We start from the raw sequence: 20,638 nt of genomic DNA on the forward strand, positions 1-20,638 counted from the left end.
GCTACTGCCCGCGCAGGTCTTCGAAGAAGGCCTGCCGCCCCTCCACCAGGCCCGCTGCGCGCGGCAGGTTCGCAGCCTCGCCATTGGGCCTTTCCACATGCCAGTAACAGTGCCGGATGGCCCGGGTCACTCCGACATAGGCCAGGCGCTGCACCTCTTCTTTTTGCGCCGTGTCGAACGCCTGGGCATCGCCCGGCTTGCCCAGCCCGGCCAGGCGATATACCTGGTTCTTGTACGGCGAGCTGGTGAGGTACTGGCAGTCGCCGAGCATGAACACGGCATCGGCCTGCAAGCCCTTGGCGCTGTGGTAGGTCAGCTGCTTGAGCCTGCGCTGGCTTGGAGGCAAGCTAGAATCAGCTTTAACTACATCAATTAAATGCTGTTCTATCAATGACTTATCGATACTTTTTCGAAACAACATCAAGACCGTTTCACCCTGCTGGTAATGCTCGATCAGCGTCTGGGCCAAGGCGGCCTCATCGCGCTCGAACACCCGCACCGGCGCCAACGGCAGCTCGGCCGCACGGCCGCACGCCTTGGCCTTCTTGCCGGTGATCGCTGGCGTGCCTTTGACCAGGTGTTCGGCGGCATCGATGATGTGCTGCTGGCTACGGTAGTTGTCCACCAGCATGACCCGGGTATTGGCCGGCGACGGGAACGCCTTGGTGAACTCCATGAAGAACTTGGGCGAACTGCCCCGCCAGCCATAGATCGACTGCCAATCGTCGCCCACGCATATCAGCGAGGAATGCTGCGCGCCACGTCCGACGTGCAGCGCCGGGCCGCGGCGGCGAATTTCGCCGAGGCTCGCCCGCAGCCAGCTGACGATCTGCGGCGAAACATCCTGGAACTCGTCGATCATCAGGTGCGCCAGCGGGCGCAACAGCGGGTCGGGCAGCAGCTGCAGGTTCTCCGGGTTGTTCTCGCCGAACAGGGCGAACATGCGGTTGTAGGTCATCACCGGTGGCGACTGGGCCAACAACTGCGCCTCGAAGGCCTTCCAGAACAGCGCCAGGGCCTCGAAGAACGGGCCGTCACTGTCGCCGGGCGGGAAGCTCATGGCTGCCACGGCGCTGCCCACCTCCAGTCCGAGGTTTTCGATGAAGCTTGCGGCGGTGACGAAGGCATCGAGCAGCGGCGCAGGAGCCAGCTCGCCCTTGACCTTGTATTCAAACCCGGGGCCGGCCACAGCATCGCCCGCCAAGGCGGCGGCCAGGCGCTTTGCAGAAGAGTAGTTATCCAACCATATCAATGGTTTATCGCAGAAAGCTTGGAGCAATGTGCGCTTTACCGCCCACTCGGCCCGCACCGTCAGCTTGGCGCCGGGGCGCTGGTACTGGCCGCTTTCGGCAGGGTCGAAACCCAGCACCACCCAAGTGTCAGAACCTGCCAGCCGCCCCTGCACATGGAAGCGGCTGCCGCGGATCTGCACTGTCTCGCGACAAGGCTCGATGCCTTTGATCGGCCAGGCACCGGCGGCGTACCACAGGTCCTCGATCACATCGCACAGTTCTTCGTCGCGCTGTGCGGCCAGCTGGGTCACCTGCACACGCTTTTGCACATCAGGGTGATTGGGGTCCAAGGGCTTGAGCAGCAAGGCTTCCTGGCGCAACTCGCCGATCAACGTGGCGAAACGCGGGCTGTCGTTCATCAGGTCGCGGTAGCACAGGTTGAGCTGCTGGCGCTGGGCGTCGTTCAGGCGCAGGTCGAACGGGTTGCTGTCGGCAGCGGCCTCGCCTCCGGCTGGCAGTTCATTGCCGAGGGTTTCGAATGCACGCACCTGGCTGAAGCCCGGCAGGCTGCGCACCAGCGGCAAGATGCGCGAATGGAAGGTGCGCACCAGCTCGCGGCCCTGGGCCGGCGACAGCTCCAGTTGCCAAAGGGCGAACACCTGCAGCAGGCGCTGGATGAAGTCCTTGCGTGACTCGCGGGTGAAAGTGACCACAGTCATGGCGTCGAGTTCGTAGCCCAGGTAGTGGCGCAACAGCAGAATGCGCAGTACCAGCGACGTGGACTTGCCGGCGCCAGCCCCTGCGACCACGCAAGTGGACGGTGTGTCGCTGAAGATCAGCTTCCACTGCGCAGCACTTGGCTGCGCATCGGCCGGCAGGCGCTGGGCGACATCGGCCTTGAAGCGCTTTTTCAGCTCTGCCGTGAGCGGCAGGCGCCAGTCGTCGAACAGTTTGTCGTCCTGGCCGGGTACCGCTGCACTGTCAGGGCGCATGTCACGAATCACCAGCACCTGGCGGCCAGCGTCAAAGCCGTCCACCCGCCCGCGCTCGTAGCCCTCCTGCAGGCCATCGGTATGGCCGTTGCGCAGGCCCGTGGCATGGCCCAGGAACCAACTGTCACGGTGCTGCGCCTGCAAGCGGCTCAGGCCACGCCCCAGCAGGCGCGCAGCAAGGCGGCGCAACCAGGGCAACTGGGCAGGCGGGGTCAGGTCGGCCGGGGCCTGGGGATGCTCGTGGGGCACGGTCACTCCATTGAAAATTCAAACAGCAGCCATGTTCGCCTCATCCGCCGTAAAGCGCCAGCGAATGCTTTTTTATCAGTGTATTAGGCGATGAAGTGCATCCATTACCGCACCAAAAACAATCTATTTAATAGATATTAATAAGCCGATATTTACGCTTTTTTTCGATCTTTAATGCCCGCATCATAGCGCCATCGCAACCCCTTCAGAGGAGCATAATCATGCTGCAACTTCGGTCCTTCGAAAGCCTTGGCCATGCCAACCACGGCTGGCTCGACGCCCACCACCACTTCTCGTTCGCCGAGTACTACGACCCGGCGCGCATGCACTGGGGCAACCTGCGGGTGTGGAACGACGACCTGATCGCCGCCGGCAGCGGCTTCCCGCCGCACCCGCACCGCGACATGGAAATCATCACCTACGTTCGTGAGGGTGCCATCACCCACCAGGACAGCCTGGGCAACAAGGGCCGCACTGAAGCGGGCGATGTACAGGTGATGAGCGCAGGCAGCGGCATCGTGCACAGCGAGTACAACCTGGAGAAGGTCGATACGCGCATTTTCCAGATCTGGATCGTCCCGGAAAGAGTCGGTGATGCGCCGTCCTGGGGCACCCGGCCGTTTCCCAAAGGTGAGCGTGGCGAGGGCTTCGTGACCCTGGCCAGCGGCCGTGCAGGCGACGAGGACAGCTTGCAGATCCGTACCGATGCGCGCCTGGTGGCTGCCACCCTTAAAGCCGGGGAAAGCGCCGAGTATCGTTTCGATGCGGGCCGGCGCGGCTACCTGGTGCCGGCCAAGGGGCTGGTCGAGGTCAACGGCTTGCAAGCCAAGGCGCGTGATGGTGTGGCCATCGAGCAGGAAAGCCTGATCAAGGTCACTGCGCTGCAAGACACCGAGATCGTGCTGGTCGATGTGGCTTGATGCAGTACCTCGCGGGGCAAGCCCGCTCCCACGCCCCTTGATTCGGGCTCCGTGGGAGCGGGCTTGCCCCGCGATTGTCATTGCACCGGCAGGAAATTCATCAACAGCAGGCTCTGCGCATAATTGAGCCCGATCCGCCGGTAACGCTCGTCGAGCATCTGCGCCAGCAGGTCCAGGCGCGCGACGATCTTGCCGAACTCCACGGCAAAGCTCAGGTTGCTGCCCTGCTCGGAAATCTCGTTGGAAAACAACAGCAGTACGCCGTTGGCGTCCTGGCGCTGGCTGAGCATCCAGGTGGCCTTCTCGATATTGCGCGCGGCGTTGTTGATGAACAGCGGGTCGAGGGTATCGGTCATGTAGAACTCGGTGCGCCCGCCATGGGCGGTGACCAGCATGCTGCCGATGGCATAGATGAAAGCCCCCACCCGGTCGCCCTTGAACTCAGGGTCCAGGGCGTAGCTCAAGGCCGCCAGGTCGCGCCGGTCGCCCAATTGCGGCAGGCTCTGACGCTGCTCGATGGCGATGCGGATCTGCCGCGCAGCGGTAGTGGCGTCGAGGTAGCCGGAGCGCTGCCACTGGCTGGGGTTGCGCAGGTACAGCTTGTTCATCAGCAGGTACAGGCTTTGCAGGTTGTCGCGCATGGCCAGCGTGGCCATGCGGTCGACGCTGGTCTGGAACAGCTCGTCGGGCTTGCCGTTGCGAAACTGCTGGAGCATGTCGCTGCCCTGTTGCTGGCTGCAGGCGCCCAGGCACGTCAGGACGCCTGCCAGCAGCAGGTGTGCGGGGTGGGATGCGAGTTGTCTTGCGGCCATCGGCACCGGTACATGTCAGCGGCCCTGCCGGGGGTCGGCGCAGCCCAACTCTGCATAGAACACGGAATCGGCAAAAAGTGCGGTGGTCGCGGGCAAACAAGCGAAACGCTTCACGTTTTTAATGCCCACCTGTAGGAGCCGGCAAGCCGGCTCCTACAGGTGGCTGCTTTACATCGCGTGGCGCAGCATCTGCACCAGCTGCGCATGCAGCGCCGGGTCGCCGCAAGCCACCACACAGCCGCCGTTCTGCGCCGAACTGCCATCCCAGGCTGTGATCACGCCGCCCGCCCCTTCGATGATCGGCATCAGTGCCTGCACGTCGTACGGCTGCAGGCTGGCCTCGACGATTACATCGACAAAGCCCGAGGCCAGCATGCAATAGGCGTAGCAGTCACCGCCATAACGCATCAGCCGCGCCTTGCCGGCTACATCCTGGAAAGCTGCCTTGCGTGCCTCGGTATCGAACATGTCCGGCGTGGTGCACATCAGGGTGGCGCTGGCCAGGTCGGCGCAGGCGCGGGTTTTGAGCGGCGTGCCACTGCGCCAGGCACCCTCGGGGGTGCCGACGAAGCGCTCGCCAGTGAACGGCTGGTTCATCACTCCGACGCGCGGGCGCTCACCGTCGTTAAGGGCAATCAGCGTGCCCCACAGTGGCAGGCCGGTAATGAACGCGCGGGTACCGTCGATGGGGTCGAGCACCCAGGTCAGCGGGCTGCTGCCAACCGCAACCCCCTGCTCTTCTCCAAGAATGCCGTGCTCGGGGTAACGGGCCTGGATCAATGCGCGCATGGCGTCTTCGGCAGCCTTGTCGGCCACGGTCACCGGGTCGTACAGGCGCCCGCCCTTGTCTTGCACCTCCAGCGCGGCACGAAAGTACGGCTGGATGGCAGCCGCCGCTGCATCGGCCAGCTCTTCGGCAAAGGCGCGGAATTCGCCAATCTGTTCAGCGCTCAGGGACATGATGCAGGCCTCGTTGCTTGAGAAAGGGCCAGCATCATACCCGACACGGCGCAGACCGTTGCATTTGCCGCCCGCCTGTCCCAAGCTCTGCCCTTCCCCTGCCACGGACCGCACGATGCCCAGACGCCGCCTACTGCTGATCGCCTTGTCACTGCTGATCCTGGTGCCCGGCGTGCTCAGCTACCTGTGGCGTACCCCGCAGCCCGCAGCGCCGGTACTACCGCCCCACAGCTACGCCAAGGCCCTGCGCCAGGCCCACGACGGGCAGCCCGGCGCGGCGCGGGTGCTGTATCAGCAGTTGCAACGCAGCGACCTGCCGCCGATCCGCCGCGCGGCGCTGTATGCCGAGCTGCCCAACTACCCTTCGCCCCAGGCCCTCAAGCTGGCTCGCCAGGACCTCGAGCATGACGACCCCATCGTACGGCGTGCTGCCATCAACAGCATTGCGCGCCTGCTGCCAGCCGCCCAGCGCAGCCTGGTGCTGGGGCCGTTGCTCGAAGACGACGAGCAAAGCGTGCGCTTTGCCGTAGTGGACGCCCTTCTGGGGCTGGACCCGGATGACATCGGCCTGTATTTCGGCCCGCTGCAGGAGGCCTTGGAGCAATACCAGCAAACCCTCGAGCAGCAACCTGACGATGCCGCCGCACAAGTTCACCTGGCACGCCTGTACATGCACGAGCAGGCCTACGCTCAAGCATCTACGGCCCTTGAACGTAGCCTGGCACTGGCCCCCGAAGGCCTGGATGCGCTTGCAACCCAGGTGCGCCTGCTGGAGCGCCAGGGCCAGCACGATGCTTCCCGACAGGTACTGGCCAAGGCCTTGGCCCTGCGTCCTGACTCGGCGTTTCTGCAATACCAACTGGGCCTTTGGCTGAGCCGGCACGAGCAACACGAATACGCCCTGCTGGCGTTGTCCCGCGCGGTGGAGCTGGAACCCGACAACAGCGACTACCGCTACACCCTGGCCGTCAGCCTGCACCGCCTGGAGCAGGTCCAGGCCGCCCAGCAGCAACTGGAGACCCTGCTCAACCGGCAGCCGGCCAACCGCCGGGCGCGCGTGCTGCTGATCCAGTACTGGAAGGAGACCGGCCAATTGCAGAATGTGCAGATACTGCTGGCCGAGCTCGAGCAACAAAACCCCGATGACCCGGTGCTGCAGCAAGGCCTGTAAACAGGGCTGAAGTTGAACCGAGGTTCAATCGCGCAGCATATGCTGCACTTGCCGGTTGAGCGTTTCCAGCGAGAATGGCTTGCGCAGCAAGGCCGTGCCGGGCTGGTCGAGCACTGCCTGCTCGACGGGTTCTCCGGTAAACCCTGTAATGAACAAAATCTTCTGCGCCGGCTCGATCATCCGCAGCGCCCTTGCCACCTGGCTGCCGCTGAAACCACCAGGCAACCCGATATCGGTGATCACCAGTTCGAACGGGCCGGCGTTGCGGAATTTCCCCAACGCGGCATTGGCGTCGCTGACGTCGTCCACCACGTAGCCACGCTCCACCAAAGCCTCTTTCATCAGCCCGCGCAGGTTCACCTCGTCGTCCACCAACAGCAGCCGCTCGCCCCCGGCGGGTTTCGGGTCGGGCGCAAGGTCCGCCTGCTCCTGCAGAACACCTTGGTAACGGGGAAACATCATCACCACCCGCGCGCCGTGATCAATTTGCGACTCGATCCACATCTGCCCGCCTGACTGGCAAACGAACCCGTGCACCATCGCTAAACCAAGCCCGGCGCCCTGGCCCAGGGCCTTGGTGGTAAAAAACGGCTCGAAAGCGTGGGCCAGGTCTTCGGCCGACATGCCGTGGCCATCATCCTCCAGCTGGATCGTCACATAGTCACCGGCTGGCAGGCCTGGCCGCGCTTCGCTGGCGACGGTCATACGCTCGTTCAAGGTTCGGATCGACAGCTTGCCACGCCCCTGGCAAGCATCCCGGGCGTTCGCGCAAAGGTGTAGCAAGGCGGTACGCAGCCGCTCGGGGTCCAACTGCACCGGCCAGGGCGACATGTCGAGTTCCCAGCTCAACAGCATCTCGCTGCCCAGAGTCTGTTGCATGGCGGGTTGCGCTTCGCGCATCAGCCGGTTGACATCCAGCGCACTCGGCGAAAGCGGTTGGCTGCGGGCAAAAGCAAGCAAATTAAGGGTAAGGCCGATGGCGCGCTCGGCACATTCGCGAGCCATTGCCACATAGCTCTCCAGGCTCTCTATGCGCCCTTGCAGCAGGCGGCGCTCCAGCAACTCGAGGCTGCTGCCAACACCGCTTAACACGTTGTTCATTTCATGGGCCAGCCCGCCCGCTACCTTGACCACCGATTCCATGCGGCGGCTTTCGCGTACTGCCGCTTCGGCAAGGCCTTGCGCAGCATTGCGGGTTTCGGTGAGTTCCCGGCCAACCAGGGTCGGCATGGCCTGGCCAGGTATGGTGTGCCAGGAAAACCAGAGGTAGTAGCCATCAGCATGGCGCGCGCGTGCCTCGAAGGTGGACGCGACATTGCCGTTCTGCAATGCGGCAAGCGCCAGCACAGCCTCGGTGCGCTCGGCCGGGTGCAGCAGCTCTGGCAACGACACTTCAGGCCGCCGGTCGTCACTCCAGCCCAGCGTGCGCTGCCAGGCAGGGTTGCTCAGATGTACATGCTGTTCGGCATCGAGCACTACCATCACATCGGGCGACAGTTGCCAGGTATGCTCGCTGTCGCCCAGATAAGTTCCCAGCAGCGCTTCGAATGACTGGGCGCGTTCCTGCCACTCGCGCAGCGCCTCGGCATTGGCCGAGGCGGCGATCATGGTGTGCAGGAAACCTGCGACCGCCCCCTGGTCGTCGCGAATCGGTGAGTAGTAGCAATTGAAGCGTGCCTGCGCGCTGCCGGTCTGCCGCCTCGCCAGCAATGGCAGGTCCTCCACCAAAGCCCCGCGCCCTTCCAGCGCCTGGAACACTGCCGCCCCCATGCTTTCCCAGGCCTCCCCCCAGAGGTCATGAAAACTGCAACCTTGCCGGGCGACAACCGGGTAGGAGTCATTCAGGATCACGTTCAGTTCCGGCCCCCACACCAGCGCACAGGGGAAAGGCGACAGCTGCAACATGTCGACGGCAATGCGCAGTGTCGCCGGCCAGTGGGATAGCGGCCCGAGCGCGGTACGGCTCCAGTCGGTGGCGGCGATACTGGCGCTCAGCGCAGGCACGCTGCCGGGCTCCGGTGCCAGGTGGATCATATTGATCGCACCCGCCAGGTCCTGCCTGTCAGTGGCCAATATCTTCATTCCATAGTTGCGGTTGCGCTGCGATGAACTTCTGCATCAGATCCTTGCAGGTAGCGTCGTCATGCACCTGTAGCCGCACGCCCCGATCGCTCAGCAGCTTTTCCTCGCCCATGAAGGTCGAGTGCTCGCCGATCACCACATGGCGAATGCCATACAGCAGGATCGCGCCGCTGCACATGGCACAGGGCGACAGGGTGGTATAGAGGGTGGCCTCACGGTACACACTGGCGGGCAGACGGCCAGCGTTTTCCAGGGCATCCATTTCGCCATGCAGGATGGCGCTGGCGTTCTGTACCCGGCGGTTGTGGCCGCGCCCGATGATCTTGCCGTCATGCACCAGCACCGAACCGATCGGTATGCCGCCTTCCTCAAGCCCCAGGCGCGCTTCGTCGATGGCGGCCTGCATGAATACGTCGATAGCCTTTTCCATGGGTACACGTTCCTTGACGAGGCAGGTTTTCGGCAGCCTAGCACATCACCCAGCAGCCATGGGGCCGATAGATGGGGCCGATAGCAACACGGGGCAAGGCCGCCCTCACTTAGCGTGGGAGCGGCCTTGCCCCGCGATTGGCTCTGGCAGTGACACGTGTCAATCGGTGCTCAGCACCCCACGGCGAACCTGGTCACGTTCGATCGACTCGAACAGTGCCTTGAAGTTGCCCTCGCCAAAGCCATCGTCGCCCTTGCGCTGAATGAACTCGAAGAACACCGGGCCGAGCAAGGTTTCCGAGAAAATCTGCAGCAGCAGGCGCTTGTCGCTGGCATCCGATGCGCCATCGAGCAGGATGCCGCGGGCCTGCAACTGGTCCACCGGCTCGCCATGGCCTGGCAGGCGTTCTTCGAGCATTTCGTAGTAGGTCTGCGGCGGCGCGGTCATGAAGCGCATGCCCAGGCCTTTGAGGGCGTCCCAAGTCTTGAGCAGGTCGTCGGTGAGGAAGGCCACATGCTGGATGCCTTCGCCGTTGAACTGCATCAGAAACTCTTCGATCTGCCCGGCGCCCTTGGACGACTCTTCGTTGAGCGGGATGCGGATCATGCCGTCGGGGGCAGTCATGGCCTTGGAGGTAAGGCCGGTGTACTCGCCCTTGATGTCGAAATAGCGGATCTCGCGGAAGTTGAACAGCTTCTCGTAGAAGCCGGCCCAATAGGCCATGCGCCCGCGGTAAACGTTGTGAGTCAGGTGGTCGATGATCTTCAGGCCCGCGCCTGCCGGATTGCGGTCGACGCCTTCGATGAACTTGAAGTCGATATCGTAGATCGAACTGCCCTCTTCATAACGGTCGATCAAATACAGCGGGGCGCCGCCAATGCCCTTGATCGCCGGCAGGCGCAGCTCCATCGGGCCGGTTTCGATTTCCACCGGCTGGGCACCCAGCTCCAGGGCGCGGGCGTAGGCCTCGTGGCTGTTGCGCACACGGAAGGCCATGCCACATACCGACGGGCCGTGCTCGGCGGCAAAGTACGAGGCCATGCTGTTGCGTTCGTTGTTCAAAATCAGGTTGATGCCGCCCTGCCGATACAGGTGCACATCCTTGGAGCGGTGGGTAGCCACCTTGGTGAAGCCCAGTATCTGGAAGACCGGCTCCAGCACACCAGGGGTCGGCGAGGCGAGCTCGATGAATTCGAAGCCTTCAAGGCCCATCGGGTTTTCGAAGATATCTGCCATGTTCGTGTCCTCATCTACAGCGCAAAAAACGGTTATCGGGTGCTTGCGATGCCGAGTTGCAGAGGGGGCGAACAGGGGATGCCGCGCACGCTGCGGGCGAGGTAGTCACCAATGATCAGCTTGAAGCCATGGTTTGTCATAGCGACCCATTCCAGGCGGGCTTGGCCCCCCGGTATTGGAAGGCCTTATTGTTGTATTCGTAACCGGATTCTACATTGCGTAAACATAATTGTCGCCAACAAGTTAGCGGCCTCGCCCGACAAACGGCTATCCTGTGCATCAGTCCCCGCTTGCCACAAGGTCCACTCTGCCATGCCGCTTACCGCCCGCCGCCCTGCCCGCTGGAGCTGGCGTACCCTGTTGCCTTGGGCAGTGGCAGTGTTGCCGCTGCTGTGCGGCCTGGCGGTGATGCGCTGGCAGACCGAACACGAACTGCAAGCCAGCAGCCGCGCCACGGCAACCGAGGTGTCGCAGCATATCGAGACCATACTCGCCAGCCTGTCGGCTGCCGCCAACCAGTTGCTGCCCAAGGCCGGCCAGCCCTGCGCCGAGGTGCAGTTGGCGCTGCGGGTGGAGGTGACCCGCAATCCCTTCGTCCGCTCCACCAACCTGTTCGACCACGACAACCTTTATTGTTCTTCACTGTTCGGCGACTTCGACGAGCCGGTGCATGTGAATGACTACACCGACGGCCAGCTGTGGCTGATGGACGGCAACACAGTCACCCCGGGCCAGGCGTTGCTGGTATATCGCGCAAGCCAGGGTTCGCGCGGGGCGATCACCACGGTGGACGGGCGCCACCTGCAAAGTGCCCTGCGCCTGATCGGCAAGGGCGAAGCACTGCAGATCCGGGTGGGCAAGCACTGGATGGGCGAGGACGGCGTGGTCCATGACGGCACACCGCCAGTGGCAGCCAGCGCAGCGGTAAGCGTCGCCTCCAGCCGTTACCCGTTCAGCGTGCACGGCGGGTACCCGGCAGACAAGGTCGGCCAGGTGCTGCGCGCCCGCTACCCGGCCCTTTTGAGCCTGCTGTTGCTGCTTGGCGCCTTTGCCGGGGCGGTGTGCCACTGGCAGATCCGCCGCGCCAACTCGCCGCGGGCCGAGCTTGACCGGGCGTTGCAGGCCGGGGAGTTCCTGCCTTACTTCCAGCCGGTGGTACGCAAGGGCGACTACCGCTGGGCCGGCGTGGAAGTGCTGATGCGCTGGCGCCACCCCAGTGAAGGGCTGGTGCGCCCCGACCTGTTCATCCCCTACGCCGAGCACAGCGGGCAGATCGTCGCCATGACCCGGGCCCTGATGCTGAACACCGCCCAGGGCCTTGCGCCCCACTCGGCATTGCTGGAGGACGGCTTTCACATTGGCATCAACATCACCGCCGACCACTGCCGCGACCTCGGCCTGCTCGACGACTGCCAGGCCTTCCTTGCGCACTTTCCGCCCGGGCGCGTGGTACTTACCCTGGAGCTGACCGAGCGCAAGCTGATCGAGCCCACGCCGGTAACCCTGGAGTTGTTCGAAAAGCTCAACGCCATGGGCGTGATGATCGCCCTGGACGACTTCGGCACCGGCCAGTCCAGCCTCAATTACCTGCGCCAGTTCAAGATCGACTACCTCAAGATCGACCAGAGTTTCGTCGCCATGATCGGCGGCGACGCACTGTCGCAGCACATCCTGGACAGCATCATCGAGCTGTCGGGCAAACTGGCGCTGGGTATCGTCGCCGAAGGTGTGGAAACCGAGGTGCAGCGCGACTACCTGGCCCGCCACGGCGTGGGCTTCCAGCAAGGCTACCTGTTTGCCAGGCCCATGCCCCTGGCCGAGCTGCTGCTGGCACTCGCCTCGCACCCTGGCAGCCCACGGTTGCCGCAGGTCGCAGCCCCTGAGATCATGCGCGGCTGATCCACCCTTCCCCGTTTTCGAGGCATTCGTGTCAAAAGGTATTTTGTCGTCGGTCATGGCGTCCTGTCTGTTCGCCGTGATGTATTACTACACCTCCTTCCTCACCCCGCTGGACGGCGAGGAGATCTTCGGTTGGCGCACCCTGCTGACGCTGCCCTGCCTGACCTTGTTCATGCTGGTGTCCAAAGACTGGAGACGCGTCGGCGAACTGCTGGGGCGCGTGCGCCAGGCTCCCGTCCTGCTGCTGGGCATGCTCGGTACCTCGTGGTTGATGGGGGTGCAGCTGTGGCTGTTCCTGTGGGCGCCGCTGCACGGGCGCAGCCTGGAGGTGTCGATGGGCTACTTCCTGCTGCCTTTGACCATGGTGCTGACCGGGCGGCTGGTGTACGGCGAGCGCTTGTCGCGCCTGCAGACGGTGGCGGTAGCCTGCGCGGCCATCGGCGTGGGCCATGAGCTGTACCAGCATGGCAGTTTCGCCTGGGAAACCCTGCTGGTGATGATCGGCTACCCGATCTACTTCGTGCTGCGCCGGCGCTGCCGCACCGACCACCTGGGCGGCCTGTGGTGCGACATGTGCCTGCTGCTGCCCTGGGCGCTGTACTTCGTCATCCAGGGCCCGCTGTCAGCGACGGGCCTGGCCGAGCACCCGGGGCTTTACGGGTTGATCCCGCTGCTCGGGGCGATCAGCGCCTGCGCCCTGATCGCCTACGTGCTGGCCAGCCGCATGCTGCCGTTCGGCCTGTTCGGTTTGCTCAGCTACGTCGAGCCCGTGCTGCTGGTGGCCGTGTCGTTGCTGCTGGGCGAGACCATCGGCCCCGACCAGTGGCTGACCTACCTGCCGATCTGGGCCGCGGTGCTGGTGTTGATCCTCGAAGGCATCAAGCACCTGCTGCGTCAGCGTCGGCGCCCGGTATAAGGCGCACCTGGCGCACCCGGCGCTCCTCCACCGCCACCACGGTCATGCTCCAGCCGTTCCAGGCCAGGTGGTCACCGACCACCGGCAGGCGGTCCAGCAGGCTCATCACCAGGCCCGCAAGGGTCTGGTAGTCCTCGGTGGCGCGAGCGGCAAAGCCGGTGCGGGCCTGCACCTGGGCCAGGTTCAAAGCGCCGCTGACGACGAAGCCACCGTCCTCCTCGACTACACCGGGGCCCTCCACCTCGCTGGCGTCGGGCAGTTCGCCGGCGATCGACTCAAGGATGTCGGTCATGGTCAGCACGCCGGTGAAGTCACCGAACTCGTTGACCACGAAGGCAATGTGGGTCGACTGCCCGCGCATCTGCTCCAAGGCGTTGAGAATGCTGAAGCTCTCCAGCAGGTTCAGCGGTGCCCGGGCCAGGGTTTCCAGGTCGGGCTGGCTGCCGGCCAGCAGTTCCTTGAGCATTTCCTTTTTGTGCACGAAGCCCAGCGGCTCTTCGCTATGGCCGTCGCGCAGCAGCGGCAGGCGCGAGTAAGGCGAGTTGACCAGCACCTGGGTGATGGCCTCGGCCGGTTGCGACAGGTCGATCACATCGACCTCGGCGCGCGCGGTCATCACCGTGCGAATCGGCCGCTCGGCCAGGTTCAGCACGCCGCTGATCATCACCCGCTCGCGGCGGTCGAACACCACCTGCTCCTCACCACCTTCGACCAGGTCGGCAATCTCTTCGCCCACCTCGTCGGCCTCCAGCCGGCGCCCGCCCAGCAGGCGCAACACGGCATGGGCAGTGCGCTCACGCAACGGCCGGTGCTGCTGCACGCTGCGCTTGCGGCGGGCACGGGCCAGCTGGTTGAACAGCTCGATCAGCAGCGAGAAGCCAATGGCCGCGTACAGGTAGCCTTTGGGGATATGAAAGCCCAGGCCTTCGGCGGTCAGGCTGAAACCGATCATCATCAAGAAGCCCAGGCACAGCATGATGACCGTGGGGTGCTCGTTGACGAAGCGGGTCAGCGGCTTGCTGGCAACGATCATGATGCCGATCGAGAAGATCACCGCGATCATCATCACCGACAGGTGCTCGACCATACCTACCGCTGTGATCACCGCGTCCAGCGAGAACACCGCGTCCAGCACCACGATCTGCGCCACGATCGGCCAGAACGCCGAATGGCGTACCGCGCCGGACGACTGCGCCACATGGCCTTCCAGCCGTTCGTGCAGCTCCATGGTGGCCTTGAACAACAGGAACACACCACCGAACAGCATGATCAGGTCGCGGCCCGAGAAGCTCTTGCCGAACACCTCGAACAGCGGCGCGGTCAGGGTGACCATCCACGAGATACTGGCCAACAGGCCCAAGCGCATGATCAACGCCAGCGACAGGCCGATCACCCGCGCACGGTCACGCTGATGGGGCGGCAGTTTGTCGGCGAGAATGGCGATGAACACCAGGTTGTCGATACCCAGCACCAGCTCGAGGACGATAAGCGTCAACAGGCCCAGCCAGGCCGTGGGGTCGGCTAGCCATTCCATTAGCGGGTACTCACAGGGGAAGCGTCACAGGGACGGGAGAAGGATGGCCAAAAAGGCCTAGGACTGGGGGGCTCCGCGAAGGTGCTCATAGATACCTGAATCGAAAAAAGGGAATGAGATCCTACAATCGACGAATGCATTTCTTACAGCGCGAAACTATTACAAAACCTGTAACAGGTACACCAGGGCATTTTTGTTCAATACCCGAACCCCATCGGGCCGACATGATGGCGCCCACCTCACCCTGTTAAGGAAAGCCCCATGAGCCTGTCCCTGTCCATGGCCGCCTTCGCCCTGGCGGCGTCCATTTCCCCTGGCCCGGTCAATATCGTCGCCCTCGGCAGCGGCGCCCGCCATGGCCTGCGCGCAAGCCTCAGGCATGCCGCCGGGGCCACCCTGGGCTTCTGCCTGCTGCTGGTACTGACCGGTTTGGGCCTGCACGAGCTGCTGCTGCGCTGGCCGCTGCTGGGGCAGTTGCTGCATTGGGGCGGCGTGGCGTTTTTGCTGTACATGGCCTGGAAGCTGGCCAGCGACGACGGCCGGCTTGGCGATGATCGCCAGGCCAAGGCACCCGGCGCTTGGCAAGGGGCTGCCATGCAGTGGCTAAGCCCCAAGGCCTGGCTGGCAGCGGTGGCCGGAATCGGCGCCTATGTGGGCAATGAACAGCAGTTGCTGTGGTTGTTTACCTGGATCTACGGGCCGATCTGCTTCGTCTCGGTGGCCAGCTGGGCCTGGGCCGGCAGCATGATCCGCCAGTATTTGGGTGAGCCGCGGCGGCTGCGCCTGTTCAACCGCGGGTTGGCCGGTTTGCTGGTGGCAAGCGCAGGGTACCTGGTGCTGGGTTGAACCTTGCCGATTGCGGAATAAAGCCTACAGCTTGGCGCAAAGCCTGAACAGCGCAGCCGGTGCCAGGCTACGCAGCCCCGGCAGCTCTGCCCGACCGTCTGTGCTGCCACCTACAGCGCATCCCGGTAATGCCCAGGTGTCATCGCCAGATGCTTCTTGAACGCCCGCTGCAGATGCGCCTGGTCGGCAAAGCCTGCCTCCAGTGCCACCTCGGCGATGGGCCGGCCCTGGCGCAGTTGGGCCCGGGCGTGCTGTACCCGCTGATCCAGCAGGTAACCGTGGGGCGTCAGCCCAAAGCGCTTGCCGAAAGCGCGAATCAGATAGGCGCGGGACAACCCCACCGCCTGGCACACCTCGTTCACGCTCAGCGGGTCGAGGCGGTGGGCACGAATGAACGCGGCGGCCATGTCCAGGCGCGGATGCGCGGCCACAGGCTTGCCTTTGGCGGTATCGAGCAACCCCGGCAGAGCGTCGAAAAAAACGCTCAGCATGGCAGCTTTCGCCGCAGCCTCACCCACCTCGAACAACCCGGCGAACACTTCCAGCATTCGCCCGTACAGCGCAGGTGAAGTGCTCAGCGTCGCCTGCGGCAGGGCAAAACCTTGTGCCTGCAACCATGGCAGGTCGACGAACAGCATCAGGTAAGACCAAGGCTCGCCCTGCACAGGGTTGCAGCTGTGCACCACCCCGGGGTTCATCAGCACTGTGCTGCCGGCAGCCACCAAATGCTGCTGCTCGCCCGTAAGGTAAGTACTGCGCCCGCCGGTGATCACACCGATGGAAAACCCCTCGTGAGCATGGGGCGCATAGCACACCTGGCGCCCGTCACCCACGCGTCGGGCCTCGACAAAGGGCAATGCCGGGTCACGCCAGAACCGCGAAACCTCGATCATCGCCCTGCCCTCACCCTTCGCCGCCCTGCACCACTACCAGCAACTGCGCCTGCTGCTCGCCCACCGAGCGCAGGCGGTGCGGGGTCTGGGCATTGAAATGCAAGGCATCGCCGGCCTCCAGCAGTACCCGCTCGCTCATGAAGTCCACCTCGACCTGGCCTGCGTGGACAAACAGAAATTCCTCGCCCTCGTGCTCCTTGAAAGTCGGGTCGCTGAACTCGGTGGGCGGCTGGATCAGGAACGGCAGCAAGCTGCGCTGGCCCACCTGGGAGGTCAGCACCGCGTAGCCCGGGCCCTCGCCGCCGCCCACCAGCGCCTGGCGCTCGGCGCTGCGCACCAGGCTGTAGCGCGCCTGGCCTTGCGATTCGTCTGCGAACAGTTCCTCAACGTTGACGTTAAGCGCCTTGGCAAGCTTCAGCGCCGCCGCGATCGACGGCGTGTTCAGGCCGCGCTCCACTTTCGACAGGTAGCTCTTGGTCATGCCGGACTTGTCGGCCAGCAGCTCAAGGGTGATGCCAAGTTTTTTTCGCAGCAATTTCAGTCGGTTGGACATGTGACGCGGGTTTCCCGGAAGAACGCACTTGCGCATGACACATTGTGTCATGTAGTTTTATTTGTGTCATTTAGCCGGTCCCCCCTTCCACCGTCGAAAGCAAAGGGGCGCCCGGACCTGACTTCCATCCATTCGCCACGCAGGATAGACCCCAATGGCCGATACCCTCACACACAGCAAGCAGCAGCTGGTGCAAAAGGCACTGACACAGATGCAAGGCACGCTCGCGGATAATACGTGGACTGTGCGCGAAAAGCTGGCCCTGACCTGCCGAATTCTATTCGAGCATGGCCACGACTCGGGCCTGGCCGGGCAGATCAGCGCCCGCGGCCCGCAGCCTGGCACCTTCTACACCCAGCAACTTGGCCTGGGCTTCGACGAAATCACCGCCGGCAACCTGCTGCTGGTCAACGAAGACCTCGAGGTGCTCGAAGGCCAGGGCATGCCCAACCCGGCCAACCGCTTTCACAGCTGGGTGTACCGCGCCCGTCCGGATGTGCACTGCATCATCCATACCCACCCCACCCACGTGGCCGCGCTGTCGATGCTGGAGGTGCCCCTGCAGGTGTCGCACATGGACCTGTGCCCGCTGTACGAGGACTGCGCGTTTCTCGAAGTCTGGCCGGGAGTGCCGGTGGGCAACGAGGAAGGCGAAATCATCAGCGCGGCCCTGGGCAACAAGCGCGCCATCCTGCTCTCGCACCACGGGCAATTGTCCACCGGTACCAGCATCGAGCAGGCCTGCGTGTACGCCCAGCTGATCGAGCGGGCCGCACGCTTGCAGTTGCTGGCCATGGCCGCCGGCACCATCAAGCCGATCGACCCGTCGCTGGGCCGCGACGCCCACGACTGGATCGACCGGCCCAAGCGCCACGGCGCGGCCTTCAACTATTACGCCCGGCAGGCGCTGCGCCAGCACGCCGACTGCCTCGCCTGACCCATACTTGCCTTGCCTGCGGAGCCACACACCATGACCACTGAATTTCACGGCATCATCGGCTACACCATCACCCCGTTCAGCCATGACGGCGAACAACTCGACCTGCCGGCCCTGGGCCAGTCCATTGATCGCCTGATCGAAGGCGGCGTGCATGCCATCGCGCCATTGGGCAGCACCGGCGAAGGCGCCTACCTGAGCGACAGCGAATGGCAGCAAGTTGCCCAGTACAGCCTCGAGCACATCAACCGGCGCGTGCCGAGCATCGTCAGCGTTTCCGACCTGACCACCGCCGGCGCCGTGCGCCGCGCACGCTTTGCCCAGCAGCACGGCGCCGATGCGGTGATGGTGCTGCCGGCCGCCTACTGGAAGCTCAGCGAAGCCGAGATCGTCCAGCACTACCGCAGCATCGGTGCGGCCATCGACCTGCCGATCATGCTCTACAACAACCCCGCCACCAGCGGCACCGACATGCCGGTGGAGCTGATCCTGCGCATCGTGCGCGAAGTGCCCAACGTGACCATGGTCAAGGAGAGTACCGGCGACATCCAGCGCATGCACAAGCTGCAGCTGCTCGGCGAGGGCCAGGTGCCGTTCTACAACGGTTGCAACCCCTTGGCACTGGAGGCGTTCGTCGCAGGCGCCAGCGGTTGGTGCACGGCGGCGCCGAACCTGATCCCGGCATTGAACCTGAGCCTGTATGAAGCGGTGCAGGCTGGCGAGCTGGAGCACGCCCGGGCGCTGTTCTACCGCCAGCTGCCGCTGCTGGACTTCATCCTCAAGGGCGGCCTGCCGGCCACCATCAAGGCCGGGCTTGGCATGACCGGGCTGCCGGTGGGTGAGCCTCGGCGGCCGGTGTTCGGGCTGAATGAGCAAGGGCGCGCGACCTTGGCGGCGCTGCTTGAGCAACTGCACCAAGGGTGAGCCTGGTGGCTGGCAAGCCGGCGCCTACAGGGTGTGCGCAAGCCCTGCAGGGTCAGGCTTGCCGGCCATAGTGCCGGTCAGTCGCACACCCGCTCCGGCGCCACAACCCCAACCAGCGGAAACGGCACCGTCAACCTGCCCTGCCCCTCGCCGAACGCCACCAGCTTGCGCACATCGAAACGGCACACCGGCCGCGCGTTATCCCCCTGCCCGATAGTCCCCATACCAATGGTGACCTCGTAATCACGCCCTGCCTCAAGGGTGTAGACCCGCGCATCCGCGGCACAATAGACCCCGCGCCCCAGCGAGGTTCCTGCACCGGCGCCGAAGGTGGCGAACTGGAAGGGTACGTTGGCGGGTACCCGGTATTCGGCGACCACCTCTTCATAGCGCCCTTCGGCCATGCGGATGGTCGGCGTGAGGCTGAGCAAGGGGGCGGAGGTTCGTTCGGGCATGCCGAGCTTGGGGGGCGATACGGGGTACTGCGGGTAGTTTTGCAGTGGCTTGCCCGATGAGAAGCGGCCCGCAGATACCATTTCGTGGCGCACTTTGGGCGCGCACTGGCCAGTCATGGGGTCGCCGAACACGTCGGAGTTGCTGATGACCCTTACCTTGGCGCTTGTGGCAGAGGCCGGTGGTTCTACGTAGGGTTGGGTCTGGAAGCCCGAGCAGCCGGTCAGGGTGGCGAGCAGCAGGGTGCCCAGGGATGGCGAAACCTTGTTCATTGGGGCTCCTGGTGGGGCATGATGAGGCGTCGGCGGGGGTGGGTAATGGTAATTAGCCAGTTTAGGGGTGGTCAAATTCGTTCGGGTTCGGGGATTACGGTTGTTGCTTTGGGAGATGCGTTCGCATTCAAAACCAACCAACAGAACATCAAAAATTCAAAAGTTCGGCCGGACGGTGCCCCCGGCACGCTGCAAGGTGTATGGCGAACACACCCTACCCCCTCCCCCGATAACTCCCCGGGCTCTGCCCCGTCCACTTCTTGAACGCCCGGTGAAACGCACTGGGCTCCTGAAACCCCGTCCGTGCGGCGACCTCGGCGATGCTCAAGCGCCCCTCGCGCAACAACTCGAAGGCCATGGCCCGGCGCACCTCGTCCTTGATCTGCTGGTAAGAGCGCCCTTCGCGCTCCAGCCGCCGGCGCAGGCTGCTGGCACTGAGCCGGTGCTGCCCGGCCATGGCATCGAGGGTCGGCCATTGCCCGTAATCCAGGCCACGCAAGTGTCGATACACCGCAGCCACCAACCCAGCATGGTTGCGAAAGCGCACCACCACTCCCTGCGGCGCGCTGCGCAGGAAGCTCTTCAACGCCGCCAGGTCCTGCACCACCGGCAGGCGCAACCAGGCGCTGTCGAACTCCACCTCGGTGCGCCCGCTGCCCAGGCGCAGGTCCGGCCCCCACAGCAGCGCATCGTCCTCCTGGGCCGGCCGCGCCAGGGCGAACTCGGTGCGGTCGATGGCGATGCGCCGGCCGGCCAGCCAGCACAGCAGGCCGATCACCAGCACCAGGTAGGTTTCTTCGGCATACACCCGGGCCAACGGGTCATCGATGGCCGACTGCACGCTGATCACCGCGCGGCCCCCGCGCACCGTGAGGCTGCCGCGCACATCACGCAGAAACAACGCAAAGTTGCCCAGGCACTGGCGCAAGGCCTTTTCCAGGTTGGGTTCCTGGATCAGCCCCCGGCAGATCAGGGCAAAGCTGCCCAGCGGCATGCCGTGGCGGTCCAGCTGGAAGAACTCATCGCCCAGCTCGTGGATCAGCACCAGCCACAGCTGGGCGAACGCCTTGGCCGGCACCCGGGCCTGCGGCCTGGCCAACAGCGCCGGGTCGATACCCACCGCGCGCAAGTGGGCGTCGCGCGCCTGGGGTTGGTCGCGCAGGGCGTGGAGCATGGCATTGAGGAAGTACACCGCGACGGTGTCGCTATCGCGCATGGCAAAAATCCGATGGTCTAGGCTGAGTGGCAAAAAGTGCCAGGCAAGCTGAGCAAATCCGGCATAGGCCACCTGCAGGCCTTTGCCTAGACTCCTTGCACCCTCTGGCGG

Annotated in this window: 18 protein-coding genes; 7 read left to right on the forward strand and 11 right to left on the reverse strand. The window is 64.3% G+C overall.

The window, feature by feature from the left end:
- Position 1: 1 nt before the first annotated feature.
- The gene (locus tag KSS93_RS16935) at positions 2-2,473 is read right to left on the reverse strand and encodes a UvrD-helicase domain-containing protein (RefSeq protein WP_217885140.1); all 2,472 of its coding nucleotides are present in this window, start codon (positions 2,471-2,473) and stop codon (positions 2-4) included.
- Between the two features lie 221 nt (positions 2,474-2,694).
- On the opposite strand from KSS93_RS16935, the gene KSS93_RS16940 reads away from it, so the two are divergent.
- Positions 2,695-3,393, forward strand: a complete 699-nt coding sequence (locus tag KSS93_RS16940) for a pirin family protein (RefSeq protein ID WP_217885141.1) — start codon at positions 2,695-2,697, stop codon at positions 3,391-3,393.
- A 77-nt stretch (positions 3,394-3,470) separates the two neighbouring features.
- Here KSS93_RS16940 and KSS93_RS16945 read toward each other — a convergent pair whose 3' ends face one another.
- Positions 3,471-4,205 carry a hypothetical protein gene (locus tag KSS93_RS16945; RefSeq protein WP_217885142.1) on the reverse strand — a complete coding sequence of 245 codons (735 nt, stop codon included), beginning with the start codon at positions 4,203-4,205 and terminating at the stop codon, positions 3,471-3,473.
- A 168-nt stretch (positions 4,206-4,373) separates the two neighbouring features.
- Positions 4,374-5,165, reverse strand: a complete 792-nt coding sequence (gene hisN / locus KSS93_RS16950; RefSeq protein WP_217885143.1) for a histidinol-phosphatase — start codon at positions 5,163-5,165, stop codon at positions 4,374-4,376.
- A gap of 115 nt (positions 5,166-5,280) precedes the next feature.
- Here hisN and KSS93_RS16955 point away from each other — a divergent pair, with 115 nt between their 5' ends.
- Positions 5,281-6,336 (forward strand): tetratricopeptide repeat protein, encoded by a 1,056-nt coding sequence (locus tag KSS93_RS16955; protein WP_217885144.1) that lies wholly within the window; start codon positions 5,281-5,283, stop codon positions 6,334-6,336.
- 24 nt (positions 6,337-6,360) lie between these two features.
- Here KSS93_RS16955 and KSS93_RS16960 read toward each other — a convergent pair whose 3' ends face one another.
- The 3 genes from KSS93_RS16960 to hppD all read right to left on the reverse strand — a co-directional run bounded on the left by KSS93_RS16960 (position 6,361) and on the right by hppD (position 10,084).
- Positions 6,361-8,418 (reverse strand): ATP-binding protein, encoded by a 2,058-nt coding sequence (locus KSS93_RS16960; protein WP_437182050.1) that lies wholly within the window; start codon positions 8,416-8,418, stop codon positions 6,361-6,363.
- On the reverse strand, positions 8,399-8,836 hold the full coding sequence (locus KSS93_RS16965) for a nucleoside deaminase (RefSeq protein ID WP_217888758.1): 438 nt from the start codon (positions 8,834-8,836) through the stop codon (positions 8,399-8,401). Before KSS93_RS16965 ends, KSS93_RS16960 begins: the two co-directional genes overlap by 20 nt.
- 171 nt (positions 8,837-9,007) lie before the next feature.
- A complete protein-coding gene (gene hppD / locus KSS93_RS16970) occupies positions 9,008-10,084 on the reverse strand; it encodes a 4-hydroxyphenylpyruvate dioxygenase (RefSeq protein WP_217885145.1) in 1,077 nt (358 codons plus the stop codon).
- Positions 10,085-10,396: 312 nt separating this feature from the next.
- Between hppD and KSS93_RS16975 the strand changes: the two genes are divergently transcribed.
- A complete protein-coding gene (locus KSS93_RS16975; RefSeq protein WP_217885146.1) occupies positions 10,397-11,983 on the forward strand; it encodes an EAL domain-containing protein in 1,587 nt (528 codons plus the stop codon).
- Positions 11,984-12,011: 28 nt separating this feature from the next.
- Complete coding sequence (gene rarD, locus KSS93_RS16980; RefSeq protein WP_217885147.1) at positions 12,012-12,899, forward strand: EamA family transporter RarD; 888 nt, start codon at positions 12,012-12,014, stop codon at positions 12,897-12,899.
- Here the strand turns inward: rarD and KSS93_RS16985 are convergent.
- The gene (locus KSS93_RS16985) at positions 12,862-14,433 is read right to left on the reverse strand and encodes a TerC family protein (protein ID WP_217885148.1); all 1,572 of its coding nucleotides are present in this window, start codon (positions 14,431-14,433) and stop codon (positions 12,862-12,864) included. The two genes, rarD and KSS93_RS16985, sit on opposite strands and share 38 nt — an antisense overlap.
- 261 nt (positions 14,434-14,694) lie before the next feature.
- Between KSS93_RS16985 and KSS93_RS16990 the strand changes: the two genes are divergently transcribed.
- Positions 14,695-15,279 carry a LysE family translocator gene (locus KSS93_RS16990; RefSeq protein WP_217885149.1) on the forward strand — a complete coding sequence of 195 codons (585 nt, stop codon included), beginning with the start codon at positions 14,695-14,697 and terminating at the stop codon, positions 15,277-15,279.
- Positions 15,280-15,389: 110 nt separating this feature from the next.
- Here KSS93_RS16990 and KSS93_RS16995 read toward each other — a convergent pair whose 3' ends face one another.
- Positions 15,390-16,172, reverse strand: a complete 783-nt coding sequence (locus KSS93_RS16995; RefSeq protein ID WP_217885150.1) for a helix-turn-helix transcriptional regulator — start codon at positions 16,170-16,172, stop codon at positions 15,390-15,392.
- Positions 16,173-16,182: 10 nt separating this feature from the next.
- Positions 16,183-16,725: a helix-turn-helix domain-containing protein gene (locus tag KSS93_RS17000; protein ID WP_217885151.1), complete on the reverse strand. Its 543-nt coding sequence runs from the start codon at positions 16,723-16,725 to the stop codon at positions 16,183-16,185.
- A 154-nt stretch (positions 16,726-16,879) separates the two neighbouring features.
- On the opposite strand from KSS93_RS17000, the gene KSS93_RS17005 reads away from it, so the two are divergent.
- Together KSS93_RS17005 and KSS93_RS17010 are read left to right on the forward strand one after the other, a co-directional pair.
- The gene (locus KSS93_RS17005; RefSeq protein WP_217885152.1) at positions 16,880-17,662 is read left to right on the forward strand and encodes an aldolase; all 783 of its coding nucleotides are present in this window, start codon (positions 16,880-16,882) and stop codon (positions 17,660-17,662) included.
- 33 nt (positions 17,663-17,695) lie between these two features.
- A complete protein-coding gene (locus KSS93_RS17010; RefSeq protein ID WP_217885153.1) occupies positions 17,696-18,586 on the forward strand; it encodes a dihydrodipicolinate synthase family protein in 891 nt (296 codons plus the stop codon).
- Between the two features lie 77 nt (positions 18,587-18,663).
- On the opposite strand, the gene KSS93_RS17015 is transcribed toward KSS93_RS17010, so the two are convergent.
- Together KSS93_RS17015 and KSS93_RS17020 are read right to left on the reverse strand one after the other, a co-directional pair.
- A complete protein-coding gene (locus KSS93_RS17015; protein WP_217885154.1) occupies positions 18,664-19,311 on the reverse strand; it encodes a hypothetical protein in 648 nt (215 codons plus the stop codon).
- Positions 19,312-19,525: 214 nt separating this feature from the next.
- On the reverse strand, positions 19,526-20,527 hold the full coding sequence (locus KSS93_RS17020; protein ID WP_217885155.1) for an AraC family transcriptional regulator: 1,002 nt from the start codon (positions 20,525-20,527) through the stop codon (positions 19,526-19,528).
- Positions 20,528-20,638: the final 111 nt, after the last annotated feature.

This window comes from Pseudomonas xanthosomatis, from assembly GCF_019139835.1.
Lineage (GTDB): Bacteria > Pseudomonadota > Gammaproteobacteria > Pseudomonadales > Pseudomonadaceae > Aquipseudomonas > Aquipseudomonas fakonensis.